Below are 15,236 nucleotides of genomic sequence, written 5' to 3' on the forward strand. Positions count from 1 at the left end.
CTGATTTCAGTGTTTAATTCCATTCGCAGTATTTCTAACCACTTCGTTCGTGAAGCCCACGAAAGGTGAAATCTGTGACCAACATAAATGAAATTCAACGCTTCTCTTTCGACAACACAAATGTTCGAGGAGCGCGCGTTCTTCTAAACGAAGCGTATCAAAATATTATCAGTCGAAAGGACTACCCAAAGCCAATTGAAAGCTTACTGGGTGAATTTGTGGCTGCAATCTCATTGCTGAGAGACATTGTTAAAATTGACGGTGTTCTATCCTTGCAATGTAAAGGCAATGGATTTCTCCAAACACTCATGACCGAATGTGATGAAAACCAGAATTTACGCGGTATAGCACAATGGGATGAGAACCAAAAAGTTCCTGAGCAACTGTCATTAAAAGAGCTGCTTGAAGGTGGCTACCTCATCATTACCATCTCACCAAAGAAAGGCCAACGCTACCAAGGCATTGTTGAAGTGGTTGGAGATACATTAGCAGAGTGTCTTGAGCAGTACTTCTACCAATCAGAACAGCTTCCCAGCCGAGTTTGGTTAGCGGCAAACGATACACAATGCGGCGGTCTATTCTTGCAACGCCTTCCAGCAGAACAAGCGAAAGAAGGCGACGAGGATGCTTGGGGCCGCTTTACGCACTTGGCCTCAACGGTAACCAATGAAGAACTTTTAGAGTTATCAACTGTGGATCTACTACACCGTCTCTATCACGAAGAAGATGTCCGCTTATACGACGCTAAAGCAATGCAATTTGGCTGCTCATGCTCACGACAGCGCACTCGCGACGCCGTTGCATCACTGGGCGCTGAAGAAGTTCGTCAAATTTTGAGTGAACAAGGAAAAATCAGCGCAGACTGCCAATTTTGCGCCGAACTTTATGTCTTCACAAAAGACGACCTTGCAGACCTTTTGGGTGACTTAAAGCAAACCCACTAAACAGGTTACTCACTTCCATTAATGAGAAATCAAAAAATGGGCGCCAGAAAATAGAAACAATAAAAAAACCGGAATGATATTTATCATTCCGGTTTTTTTATAAGCATTACGTGCTTGTAATCTCAATCTCTTGAGCACCACGTCTATAAATGGATACTTTATAGACGCTTTCTCTTCTTAAGCTTTTAAGCAGATGCCTTCTTATCTGCAGGCGGTTCCAACATCAGCCATTCAGCAAGCTTAAGTCGCAACGTATCGACACCGTCGTTTTTAAGCGCTGAGAAGTTTTGCACGCTACCGATCACCTCGTTTTCTTTCATGTATTTTTTAACTTGCAACGCAGCCGATTTTGCCGGGCCACGCTTAAGTTTATCGGACTTAGTCAGCAATACATGAACTTGCACTTTATTCGACTTTGCCCAATCCAACATCATAACATCGAACTCTTTTAACGGATGGCGTACATCCATTACCAATACAACCCCAACGAGAGATCGACGGTTCATGAGGTAATCTTGCATGTGCTTTTGCCAATTGATCTTCATTGCAACAGGCACTTTTGCAAATCCATAGCCTGGCAAGTCAATAAGGCGTCGATCTTCGACATTCATCCCAAAACAGTTAATTAACTGTGTTCGACCTGGCGTCTTCGACGTTCGAGCAAGTTTACGTTGATTGGTCAAGGTATTTAAAGCCGTCGATTTACCGGCGTTGGAACGACCCGCAAACGCCACTTCCAAGCCTTGATCAACGGGGCATTGTGATAACTTTTCAGCACTCTTAATGAAATGCGCGGACTGGAAAACAGAGTCAAAAGGGGTCATAGAATATAGTTCAGTAGAATGAGTCTTAAATAAAGGTTTCGTCGCTCCACAATGCTCTAAAATAATCCGTTAATTAGGGACACATGGGCTCAAGAAGCGGATTATAACAAATCCACTCGATTATGGGTGAAAATATCGCCTAAACGTCATCTCAAGAAAGTAAGACGACACACTGATAGGCTCAGTCCGGTAAAAATTACACAAGCAATTGGGATTTAAATAAAGGATAATAAAACACGTGTTGCCATAATGACTTTACTAGCCGTTACAAAACACCCCATATATAGTTACTTAATTGTTAGCGATCTTAAGGTATTTTTGCCCTATTATTGGTCGAGGAAACTCCTATAACTGATTAGTAGTTTCCTTAAAAAATATCTCTTGATCGAACTTTTTTCGGGTAAAGGACTCATAGATATCAAGCTATTAGAAAGTGTTCTCTATTAATCGACTTCACTTTTTTACAAGCTATTTTGCCCCCTTTAACCCCTTCTTTAAATGGAGATTAAAAATGAAAAAGCTGATCTCAGCCTTGTTGTTTTCATTCTTGTTACCTTTAGCTGCATTCGCTCAAGAATATTCAAACGGTAACGGTTACACTGAAATAAAGAACCCTGTTCGTACTCAAAACCCGGACAAAATCGAAGTAGTCGAAATCTTCTGGTACGGCTGCCCGCATTGCTACCGCCTAGAGCCTTTTACTCAGGCTTGGATGAAAAATGTGCCAAAAGACGTGGATTTTAAATTTATCCCCGCTGTATTCGGAAGAGGTTGGCTAGCTCATGCAAAAGCGTTCTATATTGCGGATATACTAGGCATTGAGCACAAAATACATTCAGATCTATTTAACGCGATTCATCAGGACCGTCGTCGTTTAAACAACGAAGATGATCTAGCTGAGTTTTTCGCTGATTACGGTGTGAGCGAAGATGAATTTAAGAAACAATACGACTCGTTTGCAGTAAATAGCCGTCTGAATCAAGGTAAAGCAAAAGTTCGAGGCTATGGCGCTCGCGGTGTACCCGGCTTAGTTGTTAACGGTAAGTACCTCGTTACAGCAGAAACCGCAGGTGGTAACAACAACATATACAAAGTTGTTGATTACTTGATTGAGAAAGAACGCAAATAACCCTAGCAAGGTAGGAATCAAAATGTCGACAGCTCAGGACAAGTTAGTAGAAGCCCTACGTAAAACTGTTTCTCGTACCAGCATGCTGGCCGAAGGCTCTGATCCTGAACTAGACAAAGTTCTCCAGCAAGTTCGCGCCGATGTCTCTAAAACAGATGATATTCGAGTCGTCGAACTTGCAATGCGTACTATTGAACCCTTCCTGCTAAAACTCGATGAAGATCGTCTTAGTAAAGCTCAATCTTTCCGAGACGGTCTTCATCAGCTTCTAAATACGCTAGAAGGCCTAGAGCACTACCAAGTTCCTATCAACGAAAAGAGAGCTTTTGAGCAATCACTGCGCAGTAAATGGCAATCCAGCACTTCGTGGCCCATTCTGCTACAACAGTTTTCAGAGCTTGCCAAGCTCACGTTCACAACCAAAAAGGACGAGCGCTCTTCTTCCTTAATTTCACGTTTATTTAAGAAAGATAAAGAAGAAGATAAAGCTTCTCCTCAGGTCGAAGAAGTAACCGCGCATATTTGCCACAAGCTCATCGCCCTTGTTCGCGACCTTCAGCTTCCATCCGAATACGAGAACCAAGCTGAAGACATTATCAGTGAGCTAAATGACCATAAAGATCTAAATCACTTACCGATTCTTTTGGACGAAGTGATCAGTCTTGTTTTAGTTGCCGTAGGTAAACCTCAAGAAGATCTAGCCACTTACCTGACGCATTTAAATAAACAACTTGCGAGCATCAATGCCTCAATAGTTACGAGTTATAAAAGTCAAAAAAACCTAACCGCTCATCGAGAGGACTTCGACACGTCTCTACAAAAGCATGTTGAAGATACGAACTCAGCGCTCTTAGAAGCCAGTGATTTAGGTGCTCTTAAATCCCTAATTGGTCAACATATGGTTGAGCTAAGCGGAACAATGGGACGGTATCGCGAGCAGATCAAGAAGCAAGAAGAACAGGCAACTCAGTCTATTACCAACTTAAAAAGTAAAGTTAATAGAATGGAAAAAGACGCGACTAACATGCGGTCGCGCATGCAACAAAAAATCGCCGAAGCGATGACTGACTCACTGACCAACCTACCAAACAGAGCGGCGTACTTAGAAACCATTCTCCCTCTAATAGTGAACTCCAAAAAAACGAACAAGCCACTCTGCTTGGCTGTTTGTGACATAGACCATTTCAAAAAGATAAACGACACTTGGGGACACCTCGCTGGTGACAAAGTCCTTCGCCTAGTCCCTAAACAAATTTTGAGTGCGGTTGGCAAAGAAGACTTATTATTCCGCTATGGCGGCGAAGAGTTTGTGCTGCTGATTCCTGCGTCTACGGTAGAAGAATGCCATGTTAAAGTAGAAGCAGTTCGCGCCTCCGTCGAAAAAACACCGTTCAACGTTGAAGGTCAACCCGTGTCCGTCACGATTTCTATTGGTATGGATTACCTTAACGCTAACGATGATCATGAATCTATCTTCGCAAGAGCAGACAAACACTTGTACGAAGCAAAAGAATCAGGTCGAAACAAAGTTGTTAGCGGCAAAGCTTAGCTATTTAGCGATATACCTCTTAACCATCTCCCTAACCAACTAAGCCTCTTTTGGGCACGCTGCTTATTAGGTAGATGGTTAAGAAATAGATAGTTAAGAGGTAAATAGTTAGGATATAAATAGCTTTAGAGAGAAGTTAACGCACCTATAAAACGTCAAAGCGTCGAGCACTTAAGCACAGCACCTGCCAGTACATCGAAAACCGTGATTTTTCAATAAATTCAAACTAATTCCACCTAATCACCCGCTGGACTATTTTTCCCTTCCCTCAACCCTGTTACATTATCTTCGCGCCAGTTACAATAGAACGTATATCATTTACTCTGTGCCTTTTTATCGGCACGTTTGCAGGAAAGACGGATCATGCAAGACGATCAAAACAAAACAACGCATTTTGGTTTTCAAGAAATCCCAACAGAGAAAAAAGTCGACGCTGTAGCGCAAGTGTTCCATTCTGTTGCCGCTAAATACGACATCATGAACGACCTTATGTCAGGTGGCGTACACCGTCTTTGGAAACGTCATACTATTAGCCAGTCGGGCGTAAGATCAGGTCAAACCGTTTTAGACATCGCCGGCGGCACTGGAGACCTTACGTTAAAGTTCGCACGTTTGGTGGGAAGTGAAGGACAAGTTGTTCTCGCAGACATCAATGACTCCATGTTAAAAGTAGGCCGCGATAAACTGGCAAATAAAGGCGTTGTTGGTAATGTAAAATGCGTTCAGGCTAACGCAGAAGCACTGCCCTTTCCTGACAATACATTCGATTGTATCACCATTGCTTTTGGTCTTCGCAATGTTACAGACAAATCCAAAGCACTCGCTTCCATGTACCGCGTCCTGAAACCAGGCGGCCGCTTGTTGGTTTTAGAGTTTTCTAAGCCTGAATCTGAACACTTATCCACTCTTTATGATCAATACTCTTTCCGCTTACTCCCTGCGATGGGTAAGATCATTGCGAACGATGCTGAAAGTTATCGTTACCTTGCAGAATCCATTCGCATGCATCCAGATCAAGAGACCTTAAAAAGCATGATGGATGAAGTCGGTTTTGAGCGCACAAACTACCAAAATATGACAGGGGGCATTGTCGCTCTTCATAAAGGATTTAAGTTCTAACCATGTGGAAAAGTGCAACTCGCTTACTGCGTATCGCCTATACAGTGGTACGCTTTCGCCTAGATACCTTCATCCCATTTAGCTTACTACCTTGGTATATTCGCTACACCATAGGGCTAGTTTGTTCACCTGGTCGAAAATCCGCCGAAAAAAACAGAGGCGAACGACTACGGCTCGCACTAGAATCGCTCGGTCCAATATTTGTCAAATTTGGACAAATACTGTCCACACGCCGCGACCTCTTGCCCGATGATATTGCTGACGAACTCGCCAAACTACAAGACAGAGTCCCTCCATTCTCTGGTGCAACAGCGAAGAAGATCATCGAAAGGTCATTAGGGGATAGCGTCGAGAATGTATTTGAAGCATTTTCTATCGAGCCTCTGGCTTCAGCATCCATTGCGCAAGTGCATACAGCAAAGCTCAAAACGGGTGAAGACGTCGTCGTCAAAGTCATTCGTCCTAATATAGAGAAAACAATTCGCCAAGATATTGGGCTACTCTATATGTTGGCGCACTTCGTCGCAAAAGTCAGCACAGACGGCCGTAGACTGCGTCCAGTCGAGGTTGTAACTGACTACGAATACACTATTCTTGACGAACTGGATCTCGCCAAAGAAGCTGCGAATACAGGGCTTTTGCAACGCAACTTTACTGATTCTCCGTTACTGTACGTTCCTCAAGTACATTGGGACTACTGCGGCAAAGATGTTATGGTCATTGAGCGCATTTCAGGCATTCCCGTCGCTGATATTGAAGCGCTCAATGCTGCCAATGTAAATATGAAAGTGCTTGCTGAGCGCGGCGTCGAAATATTCTTTACTCAAGTATTCTCACACAGCTTCTTCCATGCCGATATGCACCCTGGCAACATATTTGTTGATGTATCGAACCCTGAGCGACCAAAGTACATTGCCATAGACTGCGCAATAATGGGAAGCTTGGATGATGAAGACAAGAGCTATCTTGCTAGAAACTTATTGGCTTTCTTTAAACGCGATTATCGCATGGTGGCGGAGCTTCACGTTCAAAGTGGATGGGTTCCAAAAGGCACACCAATACATGCCTTTGAATCCGCAATACGAAGCGTCTGCGAACCTATGTTTGCTAAGCCACTAAAAGACATATCTTTTGGCCAAGTTCTATTGGGGCTTTTCCAGACGGCTCGTCGCTTTAATATGGAAGTTCAGCCTCAACTCGTATTGCTTGAGAAAACACTGTTAAACATCGAAGGTCTAGGACGCCAGTTGTACCCAGATTTAGATCTATGGGTCACGGCTAAGCCATTCCTTGAACGCTGGATGAGCGAACAAGTAGGCCCAAGACGCGTTCTTGACGAAGTCAAAAAACAAGCACCAGAATGGGCGGGGCAACTACCACAGATACCAAATCTTGTGTTTTCAGCTTTAACCCACCTTTCTCACCAAGAAGAACGCATGGCGGAACAAACTAAGGCCATCAGCGCATTGGGCAAAGAGATTAAAAAAGGTCGCCGCAATATGCCGTTTAAGATGCTAGGCTTAGTAAGTCTAGCTGCGGCATGGATCACAACCGACCCTATTGCTTTAGAGCACCTAGCGACGGCAGATTTGTTAAGCCTCGGACTCTTTTTCGCAGGTCTATACCTGCTCGTATTAAAACCGTAATAATTGAGAGACTATAATGAAAGTAGATGTTCTAGCCGAACTCGCTACAACTTTGGAACAACGCAAGACTGCTGCACCTGACTCTTCTTATGTTGCAAGCCTCCATGCTAAAGGATTAAACAAAATCTTAGAAAAGGTTGGCGAAGAAAGCGTCGAAACGATCCTTGCCGCCAAAGATGCACAAGCATCTGGCGACAAAAAAGACGTGATCTACGAAACAGCGGACCTATGGTTCCATAGCCTTGTAATGCTTTCACATCTGGATTTATCCCCCCAAGATGTGTTAGAAGAGTTAGCTAGACGATTTAATTTATCTGGTCTTGATGAAAAGGCCAATCGAACAAAGTAGGAGAATCACTATGTTAGGCGGTATTAGTATTTGGCAATTGTTAATTGTTTTGGCTATTTTGATCCTGATTTTCGGAACGAAAAAGTTCAAAAACCTAGGCTCTGATCTAGGTGGCGCAGTGAAGGGTTTTAAAGAAGCCGTGAATAAAGAAGGCGAAAAGGAAGACGCTGACGTAGCACAAAGTAAAGTGATTGAAGGCGAATCCAGCAAAGACAATAAGAGTGTCTAAGCGTGTTTGATATAGGCCTTTCTGAACTACTCGTTGTATTCGTAGTCGGGCTGCTGATTTTGGGACCCGAAAGATTACCTGTTGCGGCAAAGACGGCTGGCCTTTGGGTTCGTAAGATTCGTAGAAGTGTTCAATCGGTTCAACGTGAAATCAATGCGCAGCTTGATCAAGAAGAGATGCAGCAAAAAATCAAAGAGACCAATGAAAGAATACTCAAAGAATCTCGAGAAATTCAAAACACGATAACACCTTTGCCAGAAACTCAATTAACAGAGTCTGGGGAACCTAATCTTGTGGATAACGTGCAAGAGGCAGAGCAACCAAGTCCGTCTCCTTCTGCACAGACTACGAACACTCTGGAAGACTCACAAGAGACTACAAAAGCGTCTAACGCAAATTAGCATTTCGTTAGACGTACGTTGTTATCTGTTAATCATAGTTTTAAATGCTGGATCACTAAACAATGAGCCAAGACAGTACTGAAACGGGCCAAGCTCCTTTAGTAGCTCATCTTATTGAGCTAAGAAATAGGCTTCTAAAAGCCGTCCTTGTTATTTTGTTAGCCTTTGTCGGTCTATACGCCTTCGCTAACGAACTCTATCTAATGGTATCTGAACCATTAAGACTACTTCTTCCCGAAGGAAGTTCATTAATTGCAACAGAAGTGGCATCCCCTTTTCTCGCGCCACTTAAACTTACCTTTGCTGTTGCCGTCTTACTGACGATTCCTTATACGCTATTTCAAGCGTGGGCGTTTATTGCACCCGCTTTGTATAAAAACGAAAAAACCATCGCGATCCCACTTTTAATCTCAAGCGTGCTCCTGTTTTACGCAGGCATACTGTTTGCCTACTATGTTGTATTACCACTCATCTTTGGCTTTTTCACCACAGTAGGGCCCGGTGAAGTCACCGTCATGACGGACATTAACAATTACTTGAACTTCGTTCTCAAATTGTTCTTCGCGTTTGGCGTAACCTTCGAAATCCCTGTTGCGACTTACTTGCTAATAAAAGCAGGTGTCACTACGGTTGCCACCTTATCTAAAAAACGTCCGTATGTCTTTTTAGGCTGTTTTGTCGTTGGCATGCTGATCACGCCACCAGATATTTTCTCTCAGACGTTATTAGCCATCCCTATGTGGCTTTTGTTTGAAGTTGGTTTACTTGCAGGACGCACAGTAAAACAAGAAGAAGAGACTGAAAGCGAAACAGAAGAGGATAAGAACAAGGATGACGAAAAAAGCGAAGTAGCGAAGACTCAACCCTAGAATTCATTCCTCGCAAAAAGTAGACAAATCACGTTTCAAACCAACGAAACGATGATTTGTCTTTGCTTCTCACTTACCCATCTTATCCCATTTAACGCTGCCCGATTTAAACTCACTTAATACTATCCTCTTGCTTTCAGCTAGCTCTAATTCAGCGCGATTTATGCCATCCGTCTCTTTAAGTCTCCTCTGCATTGCGTTACCGTAGAAAAAACAAACAATTGACTAAGCGTATTCAACAAAATACTCAGGAAAGGAGCAAGCATGCTAATCATCTCCGCTGAACAGGTAGAATCAACACTGGATTTCACAACCTTAGTTAGCGCCTTAAAAAGTGCATTTTCCCGTGACTTCGGTATGCCTCAGCGACAGATGTATCCGATACCTTCTGACGATACCGAACACCATAATACCTTCGCACTTCTTCCTGCTTGGACAGACGAAGTCATTGGCGTTAAAAGCTTCACTAACTACCCTGGCAACCCGTCTAAAGGTCTCGTCACAACATCCGCCCAAGTCCTATTGTTTGATCGAGAATCTGGAGTGCCAATAGCCCTAGTCGACGGCACCAGTCTGACTAACTGGCGAACCGCTGCGGTTTCAGCATTGGCATCCTCTTTGATGTCACGTGAAGACTCTGAGTCACTACTTTTATACGGTACAGGCGCGATGGCACCTTATATGGCTCTGGCGCATGCAGCAGTCAGACCGTTGAAGAAAATATATATCCACGGAAGACAACTGAGCAAAATGGAAAAAACCTGCGAGCGAGTAAGGCAAAAGCGCCCAGATATTGACGTTGTTCCCTGCCCGACACCAGAAGATATCATCACTGGCGTCGATATTGTTAGCTGCGCTACCAGCGCGAGTATACCTCTTTTCAAGAGCTCATTGCTTGCAGCAGGCACGCACATCGATTTAGTAGGAAACCATCACCCTAACTCACGCGAGTGTGATTCAGCAACCGTTCACATGTCTCGAGTTATTGTCGATAGTCGCTTAAATGTTTTAAACGAAGCAGGAGAGATCTTAATTCCGCTTAACGAAGGCGCCATTGAGCATTCGCATATATTAGGTGAGCTCTCTGAGTTGTGTTCTGGAAACGTCACCCCTAGAACAAACAGCAGCCAAATAACATTATTTAAGTCCGTCGGCACAGCGCTTGGGGACGTAGCAAGCGCTCACTTAATTTACAAGAAATTGAACTAATCCAACATAAAGGTTACGGGTCCGTCATTGGTAAAACGAATCTTCATATCCGCACCAAATTGGCCCGTTTCCACTTTATCGTACTGAGTTTTGACCTTAGCAACGAAATCATCAAATAAGCGCCTCCCCTCTTCAGGTACTGCTGCCGTCGAGAATCCAGGACGTAAGCCCTTTTTTGTTTCTGCTGCCAACGTAAACTGAGAGACAAGAAGAACCCCTCCGCCAACTTGTTGAACATTTAAATTCATCTTGCCGTCATCATCACTGAACATACGGTATTTCAATAATTTATCAGCAAGGCGCTTCGTATCGTCTTCAGTATCGCCTTTTTCGATTCCCACCAACACAAGCTGCCCATGATCAATTGCGCCAATCACTTCACCTTCTACCACAACACTGGCGTCGATTGCGCGTTGAACCAATACTTTCATATTTATCCTTAGTGAACTTGATTAGATAACATTGGAATATAACATTTCAGAAGACAGTTTTGACGGTTATCTTGTACTGCACAAACACAAAACCCGATAGGAAGGAAAAGGAACGATTAACAAGAAACAAGGCCCTAAAAAAAACAAAAGCGCCCGAAGGCGCTTCTGCCGCTCCTAAACTCTATTGAAAGAGTCTATTTGCTGCTGCTCGATTAAAAGCTAATTGAGCTTTGGTATTACTTACTTACGACCAGCGCGTTTACGCTCGTTTTCAGTCAATAGCTTCTTACGAATACGAATGCTTTCTGGCGTTACTTCTACCAACTCGTCGTCTTCGATGAACTCAAGCGCTTGCTCTAGCGTGTGCTTAATCGGTGGCGTCAATGTCAACGCTTCATCCGTACCAGAAGCACGTACGTTTGTTAACTGCTTACCTTTAATTGGGTTAACCGCTAAGTCGTTATCGCGAGAGTGAATACCGATAACTTGGCCTTCGTATACTTCCACAGCGTGACCTAGGAATAGACGACCACGGCTTTGCAAGTTAAACAAAGCGTATGCTGCTGTTTTACCCGTTAGCATACTAACAAGTACGCCATTTTGACGACCTGATACTTCGCCGTCTTTTACTGGACCATAGTGATCGAAGACACTTGTCATGATACCAGAACCAGACGTTAGCGTTAGGAATAAGCCACGGAAACCAATCAGACCACGAGACGGTACGATGAACTCAAGACGTACACGGCCTTTGTTGTCAGGTTCCATGTTAGTAAGCTCGGCTTTACGCAAGCCAAGTTCTTCCATAATTGAACCCTGATGTTGTTCTTCAACATCAATAACCACTTGTTCGAATGGCTCTTGAATTTGTCCGTCGATTTCTTTTTGAACAACTTCTGGACGAGAAACGCCCATTTCAAAGCCTTCACGACGCATGCTTTCGATCAATACAGATAAGTGTAATTCACCACGACCAGACACAATGAACTTGTCAGGCGTATCGCCTTGCTCAACACGTAGCGCAACGTTGTGGATCAACTCTTGATCTAGACGCTCTTTAATATTACGGGTGGTAACGAACTTACCTTCTTTACCCGCAAATGGAGAGTCGTTAACGATGAATGTCATGCTTACTGTTGGCTCATCTACCGTCAAAATAGGTAGAGACTCAACACAAGTAGGATCACACAAAGTATCAGAGATACTTAGGCCATCAATACCCGTAATACAAACAATATCACCTGCAGAAGCTAGATCTGTATCGACGCGCTGAAGGCCATGGTAGCCTTTTACGTTTAAGATCTTGCCTTTACGCTCTTTATCATCGGATGATTTAATAACGACTTGCTGGTTTGGAGACAAACTGCCGCGAGTAATACGACCGATACCAATAACGCCAACATAGCTGTCGTAATCCAATGCAGAAACCTGCATTTGGAATGTACCTTCTGGATCAACATTAGGTACTGGAACACTGTCGACAATCATTTGGTACAGCGGCGTCATATCTTCTGCCATTGCTTCTGGATCATTACCAGAGATACCGTTGATTGCAGATGCGTAGATAACAGGGAAATCCAACTGCTCTTCTGTCGCACCAAGACTATCGAACAAATCAAATACTTGATCCATTACCCAGTCAGGGCGAGCGCCTGGACGGTCAATTTTGTTGATAACAACGATTGGACGCAAACCGCGCTCAAACGCTTTAGAAGTTACAAAACGTGTTTGTGGCATTGGTCCGTCAACGGCATCTACCAACAACAATACAGAGTCAACCATAGACAATACGCGTTCTACTTCACCACCGAAGTCAGCGTGTCCAGGTGTGTCCACAATGTTAATGCGGTAATCGTTCCATTTAATGGACGTGTTTTTCGCCAAAATGGTAATACCACGTTCTTTTTCCTGATCGTTGGAATCCATGATGCGCTCAGCGCCTTCATCTTTACGATCAAGCGTACCAGACTGACTCAACAACTGATCTACGAGTGTGGTTTTACCATGGTCAACGTGAGCAATAATTGCCACGTTACGTAACTTACTGATATCAATCGACATTTTGGTTTCTCTATAATATACGAGATGGAAAGTACAGCTCGTGAAACGCTTTGTTTCAACCGTCTGAACTATCATACGGAGTAAAATTCGCGCAATTGTACCCTTATCTTTGTGAACTTCCCATTAAACTGCGAAAATTTAATAAAAAAACCTGATAGATCGATAAATCGGATTTAGAAGCTGACGCAGCGTAAGCCGTCAGTGATTAGGTAAATAACCAAGTATGCAACAATCTTCCCGGCATAAAGGCGAAGCTTCCTGCAATGATCAATCCGCCAATATACAGCCCAAGCATACTGGACTTATGTCGAGCGACATTGCCCTTTCGGATTGCCACTATCGCATTGGGTACATGATAGAAAACAAGCAAACTAAATAGGTGAATAAATCCAAAATGATCTAACAAACGAGGGCCAACATGCGCAGGCATAACGAGGGTAATACTGGCGGTAATCACCATCAGCAACATATAACACTTGCCCATCAACTTATGTCGTGGCGTTCCCTTTCTATTTACTAGAAGTATCGTCCCAATGACAAAGGCGGGTAAAACCGTCGCTAGATGTAAATAAGCCAATTGCAGATAAGTCATGTCCGAAATCCATTATGATCGTTTTAAAGTTGCTATTGCTGTAAATAGTGATCGCGGTAAACAGTGATCGCTAAAAATAGTGTATCGACTAACGCTCTCCCCGAGAATGATCAATCTTGCGCTTCTCAATCTTATATTTTTAGTGACAACATGACATTCAATAAAAAGGCCCGACTCGTAAACGAATCAGACCTTTATAAGAGCACAATCTTTAAAAGATATTATAGATCACGGCTAGACAAAAACTCGTCGTAGTTACCTTTAAAGTGATCTAACTTCTTATCATTGATGTGAATAATTTCAGTCGCCAAAGAGGAAACAAACTCACGGTCATGACTCACGAAGATTAATGTGCCTTGGAACATATCCAGCGCCATGTTCAAAGACTCAATCGATTCCATGTCTAAGTGGTTAGTCGGTTCATCCATAATCAATACATTAGGCTGTTGCATGATTAGCTTGCCAAACAGCAAACGGTTCTTCTCACCACCGGAACAGACTTTGGCTTTCTTCTTAATATCATCAGAAGAAAATAACATGCGACCTAAAATACCACGGACGGCTTGATCATCATCGCCCTCTTTGCGCCATTGACTCATCCATTCAAAGATCGTCATATCATTCGCAAAATCATCGTTACTGTCTTGCGGGCAGTAACCCAAAACGGCATTTTCCGCCCACTTAACGTCACCATTATTAAACTCAATTTCAGACATCAAGCCACGCAAAAAGGTGGTTTTACCAACACCGTTTTCACCCAGCACGGCTAATCGAGTTCCAGCTTCAAGCATCAAACTGCCGCCGCTGTATAGCGTTTCGCCATCAAACCCATGACCAACGTTTTCCAGTATAAGAGCCTGGCGGTGAAGCTTCTTCTCTTGTTCAAAACGAATAAAAGGGTTCTGTCTGCTGGAAGGTTTAATGTCTTGCAGCTGTATTTTATCCAGTTGCTTAGCACGAGACGTCGCTTGTTTTGCTTTCGATGCGTTCGCAGAGAAACGCGCTACAAACTGCTTTAATTCTGCAATTTGAGCAGATTTCTTAGCGTTGGCCGCCATCATGGTTTCACGTGCCTGCGTAGAGGCAAGCATAAAGTCATCGTAGTTCCCTGGGTATACACGCAGCTCACCGTAATCGATGTCCGCCATATGAGTACACACAGAGTTTAGGAAGTGACGATCATGGGAAATAATAACCATGGTGGACTTATAATCGTTCAGAATGCCTTCTAACCAACGGATAGAATCAATGTCCAAGTTGTTGGTAGGCTCATCAAGCAGCAGAATATCAGGCTCAGAAAACAATGCTTGAGCGAGCAATACTCGAAGCTTCCAACCCGGAGCAACCTCACTCATCGGTCCAAAATGCAGCTCTTCAGCAATACCTGCACCGAGAAGGATCTCACCAGCACGGCTTTCTGCACTGTAACCGTCCATTTCAGCGAAGTCACCTTCAAGCTCAGCCACCTTGATGCCGTCTTCTTCACTCATTTCAGGCAAGCTATAAATGCGATCACGCTCTTGCTTCACTTCCCATAGCTCTTTATGACCCATAATTACAGTGTCAATCACAGAGTATTCTTCGAACGCGAACTGATCCTGATTCAGCTTACCTACTCGCTCATTTGGTGTAACCGACACGTTGCCCGCTGTTGATGCCAGCGAACCGTCCAAAATTTTCATCAGCGTGGACTTACCACAGCCGTTCGCACCAATTAGACCGTAGCGGTTACCATCGCCGAACTTAACGGAAATGTTTTCGAATAGGGGTTTGCTACCAAATTGCATGGTAACGTTAGAAACAGTGATCATGTGCTTTCCAAAAGTAATGTGACGTATCACTCAGGATACGAGAATTGATTAATGAGCGTACTATAAAGGCTGT

Annotated in this window: 15 protein-coding genes; 10 read left to right on the plus strand and 5 right to left on the minus strand. The window is 43.6% G+C overall.

Annotated elements, in window-relative coordinates; genetic code table 11:
* Positions 1 to 74 precede the first annotated feature (74 nt).
* A complete protein-coding gene (gene hslO / locus MARME_RS17435) occupies positions 75 to 944 on the plus strand; it encodes an Hsp33 family molecular chaperone HslO (RefSeq protein ID WP_013662585.1) in 870 nt (289 codons plus the stop codon).
* Between the two features lie 185 nt (positions 945 to 1,129).
* Here hslO and yihA read toward each other — a convergent pair whose 3' ends face one another.
* Positions 1,130 to 1,768: a ribosome biogenesis GTP-binding protein YihA/YsxC gene (yihA, locus tag MARME_RS17440; protein ID WP_013662586.1), complete on the minus strand. Its 639-nt coding sequence runs from the start codon at positions 1,766 to 1,768 to the stop codon at positions 1,130 to 1,132.
* Between the two features lie 511 nt (positions 1,769 to 2,279).
* Here yihA and MARME_RS17445 point away from each other — a divergent pair.
* The 9 genes from MARME_RS17445 to MARME_RS17485 all read left to right on the plus strand — a co-directional run bounded on the left by MARME_RS17445 (position 2,280) and on the right by MARME_RS17485 (position 10,268).
* Positions 2,280 to 2,897 carry a thiol:disulfide interchange protein DsbA/DsbL gene (locus tag MARME_RS17445; protein WP_013662587.1) on the plus strand — a complete coding sequence of 206 codons (618 nt, stop codon included), beginning with the start codon at positions 2,280 to 2,282 and terminating at the stop codon, positions 2,895 to 2,897.
* 22 nt (positions 2,898 to 2,919) lie between these two features.
* On the plus strand, positions 2,920 to 4,446 hold the full coding sequence (locus tag MARME_RS17450; protein WP_013662588.1) for a GGDEF domain-containing protein: 1,527 nt from the start codon (positions 2,920 to 2,922) through the stop codon (positions 4,444 to 4,446).
* A 363-nt stretch (positions 4,447 to 4,809) separates the two neighbouring features.
* Positions 4,810 to 5,565 carry a bifunctional demethylmenaquinone methyltransferase/2-methoxy-6-polyprenyl-1,4-benzoquinol methylase UbiE gene (ubiE, locus tag MARME_RS17455; RefSeq protein WP_013662589.1) on the plus strand — a complete coding sequence of 252 codons (756 nt, stop codon included), beginning with the start codon at positions 4,810 to 4,812 and terminating at the stop codon, positions 5,563 to 5,565.
* A 2-nt stretch (positions 5,566 to 5,567) separates the two neighbouring features.
* Positions 5,568 to 7,211 (plus strand): ubiquinone biosynthesis regulatory protein kinase UbiB, encoded by a 1,644-nt coding sequence (gene ubiB / locus MARME_RS17460; RefSeq protein WP_013662590.1) that lies wholly within the window; start codon positions 5,568 to 5,570, stop codon positions 7,209 to 7,211.
* 16 nt (positions 7,212 to 7,227) lie between these two features.
* Complete coding sequence (locus MARME_RS17465; protein WP_013662591.1) at positions 7,228 to 7,560, plus strand: phosphoribosyl-ATP diphosphatase; 333 nt, start codon at positions 7,228 to 7,230, stop codon at positions 7,558 to 7,560.
* Positions 7,561 to 7,570: 10 nt separating this feature from the next.
* Entirely contained in the window at positions 7,571 to 7,789 is a 219-nt protein-coding gene (gene tatA, locus MARME_RS17470) for a Sec-independent protein translocase subunit TatA (RefSeq protein ID WP_013662592.1), read from the plus strand.
* Positions 7,790 to 7,791: 2 nt separating this feature from the next.
* Complete coding sequence (gene tatB, locus MARME_RS17475) at positions 7,792 to 8,190, plus strand: Sec-independent protein translocase protein TatB (RefSeq protein ID WP_013662593.1); 399 nt, start codon at positions 7,792 to 7,794, stop codon at positions 8,188 to 8,190.
* 62 nt (positions 8,191 to 8,252) lie between these two features.
* The gene (gene tatC / locus MARME_RS17480) at positions 8,253 to 9,059 is read left to right on the plus strand and encodes a twin-arginine translocase subunit TatC (RefSeq protein WP_013662594.1); all 807 of its coding nucleotides are present in this window, start codon (positions 8,253 to 8,255) and stop codon (positions 9,057 to 9,059) included.
* Between the two features lie 264 nt (positions 9,060 to 9,323).
* Positions 9,324 to 10,268: an ornithine cyclodeaminase family protein gene (locus MARME_RS17485; protein WP_013662595.1), complete on the plus strand. Its 945-nt coding sequence runs from the start codon at positions 9,324 to 9,326 to the stop codon at positions 10,266 to 10,268.
* On the opposite strand, the gene dtd is transcribed toward MARME_RS17485, so the two are convergent.
* The 4 genes from dtd to MARME_RS17505 all read right to left on the minus strand — a co-directional run bounded on the left by dtd (position 10,265) and on the right by MARME_RS17505 (position 15,163).
* Positions 10,265 to 10,699, minus strand: a complete 435-nt coding sequence (gene dtd / locus MARME_RS17490) for a D-aminoacyl-tRNA deacylase (RefSeq protein WP_013662596.1) — start codon at positions 10,697 to 10,699, stop codon at positions 10,265 to 10,267. The two genes, MARME_RS17485 and dtd, sit on opposite strands and share 4 nt — an antisense overlap.
* A 240-nt stretch (positions 10,700 to 10,939) precedes the next feature.
* Positions 10,940 to 12,760 carry a translational GTPase TypA gene (gene typA / locus MARME_RS17495; RefSeq protein ID WP_013662597.1) on the minus strand — a complete coding sequence of 607 codons (1,821 nt, stop codon included), beginning with the start codon at positions 12,758 to 12,760 and terminating at the stop codon, positions 10,940 to 10,942.
* A 205-nt stretch (positions 12,761 to 12,965) separates the two neighbouring features.
* The gene (locus tag MARME_RS17500; protein ID WP_013662598.1) at positions 12,966 to 13,352 is read right to left on the minus strand and encodes a DUF2306 domain-containing protein; all 387 of its coding nucleotides are present in this window, start codon (positions 13,350 to 13,352) and stop codon (positions 12,966 to 12,968) included.
* A gap of 221 nt (positions 13,353 to 13,573) precedes the next feature.
* Complete coding sequence (locus MARME_RS17505; RefSeq protein WP_013662599.1) at positions 13,574 to 15,163, minus strand: ABC-F family ATPase; 1,590 nt, start codon at positions 15,161 to 15,163, stop codon at positions 13,574 to 13,576.
* Positions 15,164 to 15,236: the final 73 nt, after the last annotated feature.

It is taken from the genome of Marinomonas mediterranea MMB-1, assembly GCF_000192865.1.
Taxonomy (GTDB): Bacteria; Pseudomonadota; Gammaproteobacteria; order Pseudomonadales; family Marinomonadaceae; genus Marinomonas; species Marinomonas mediterranea.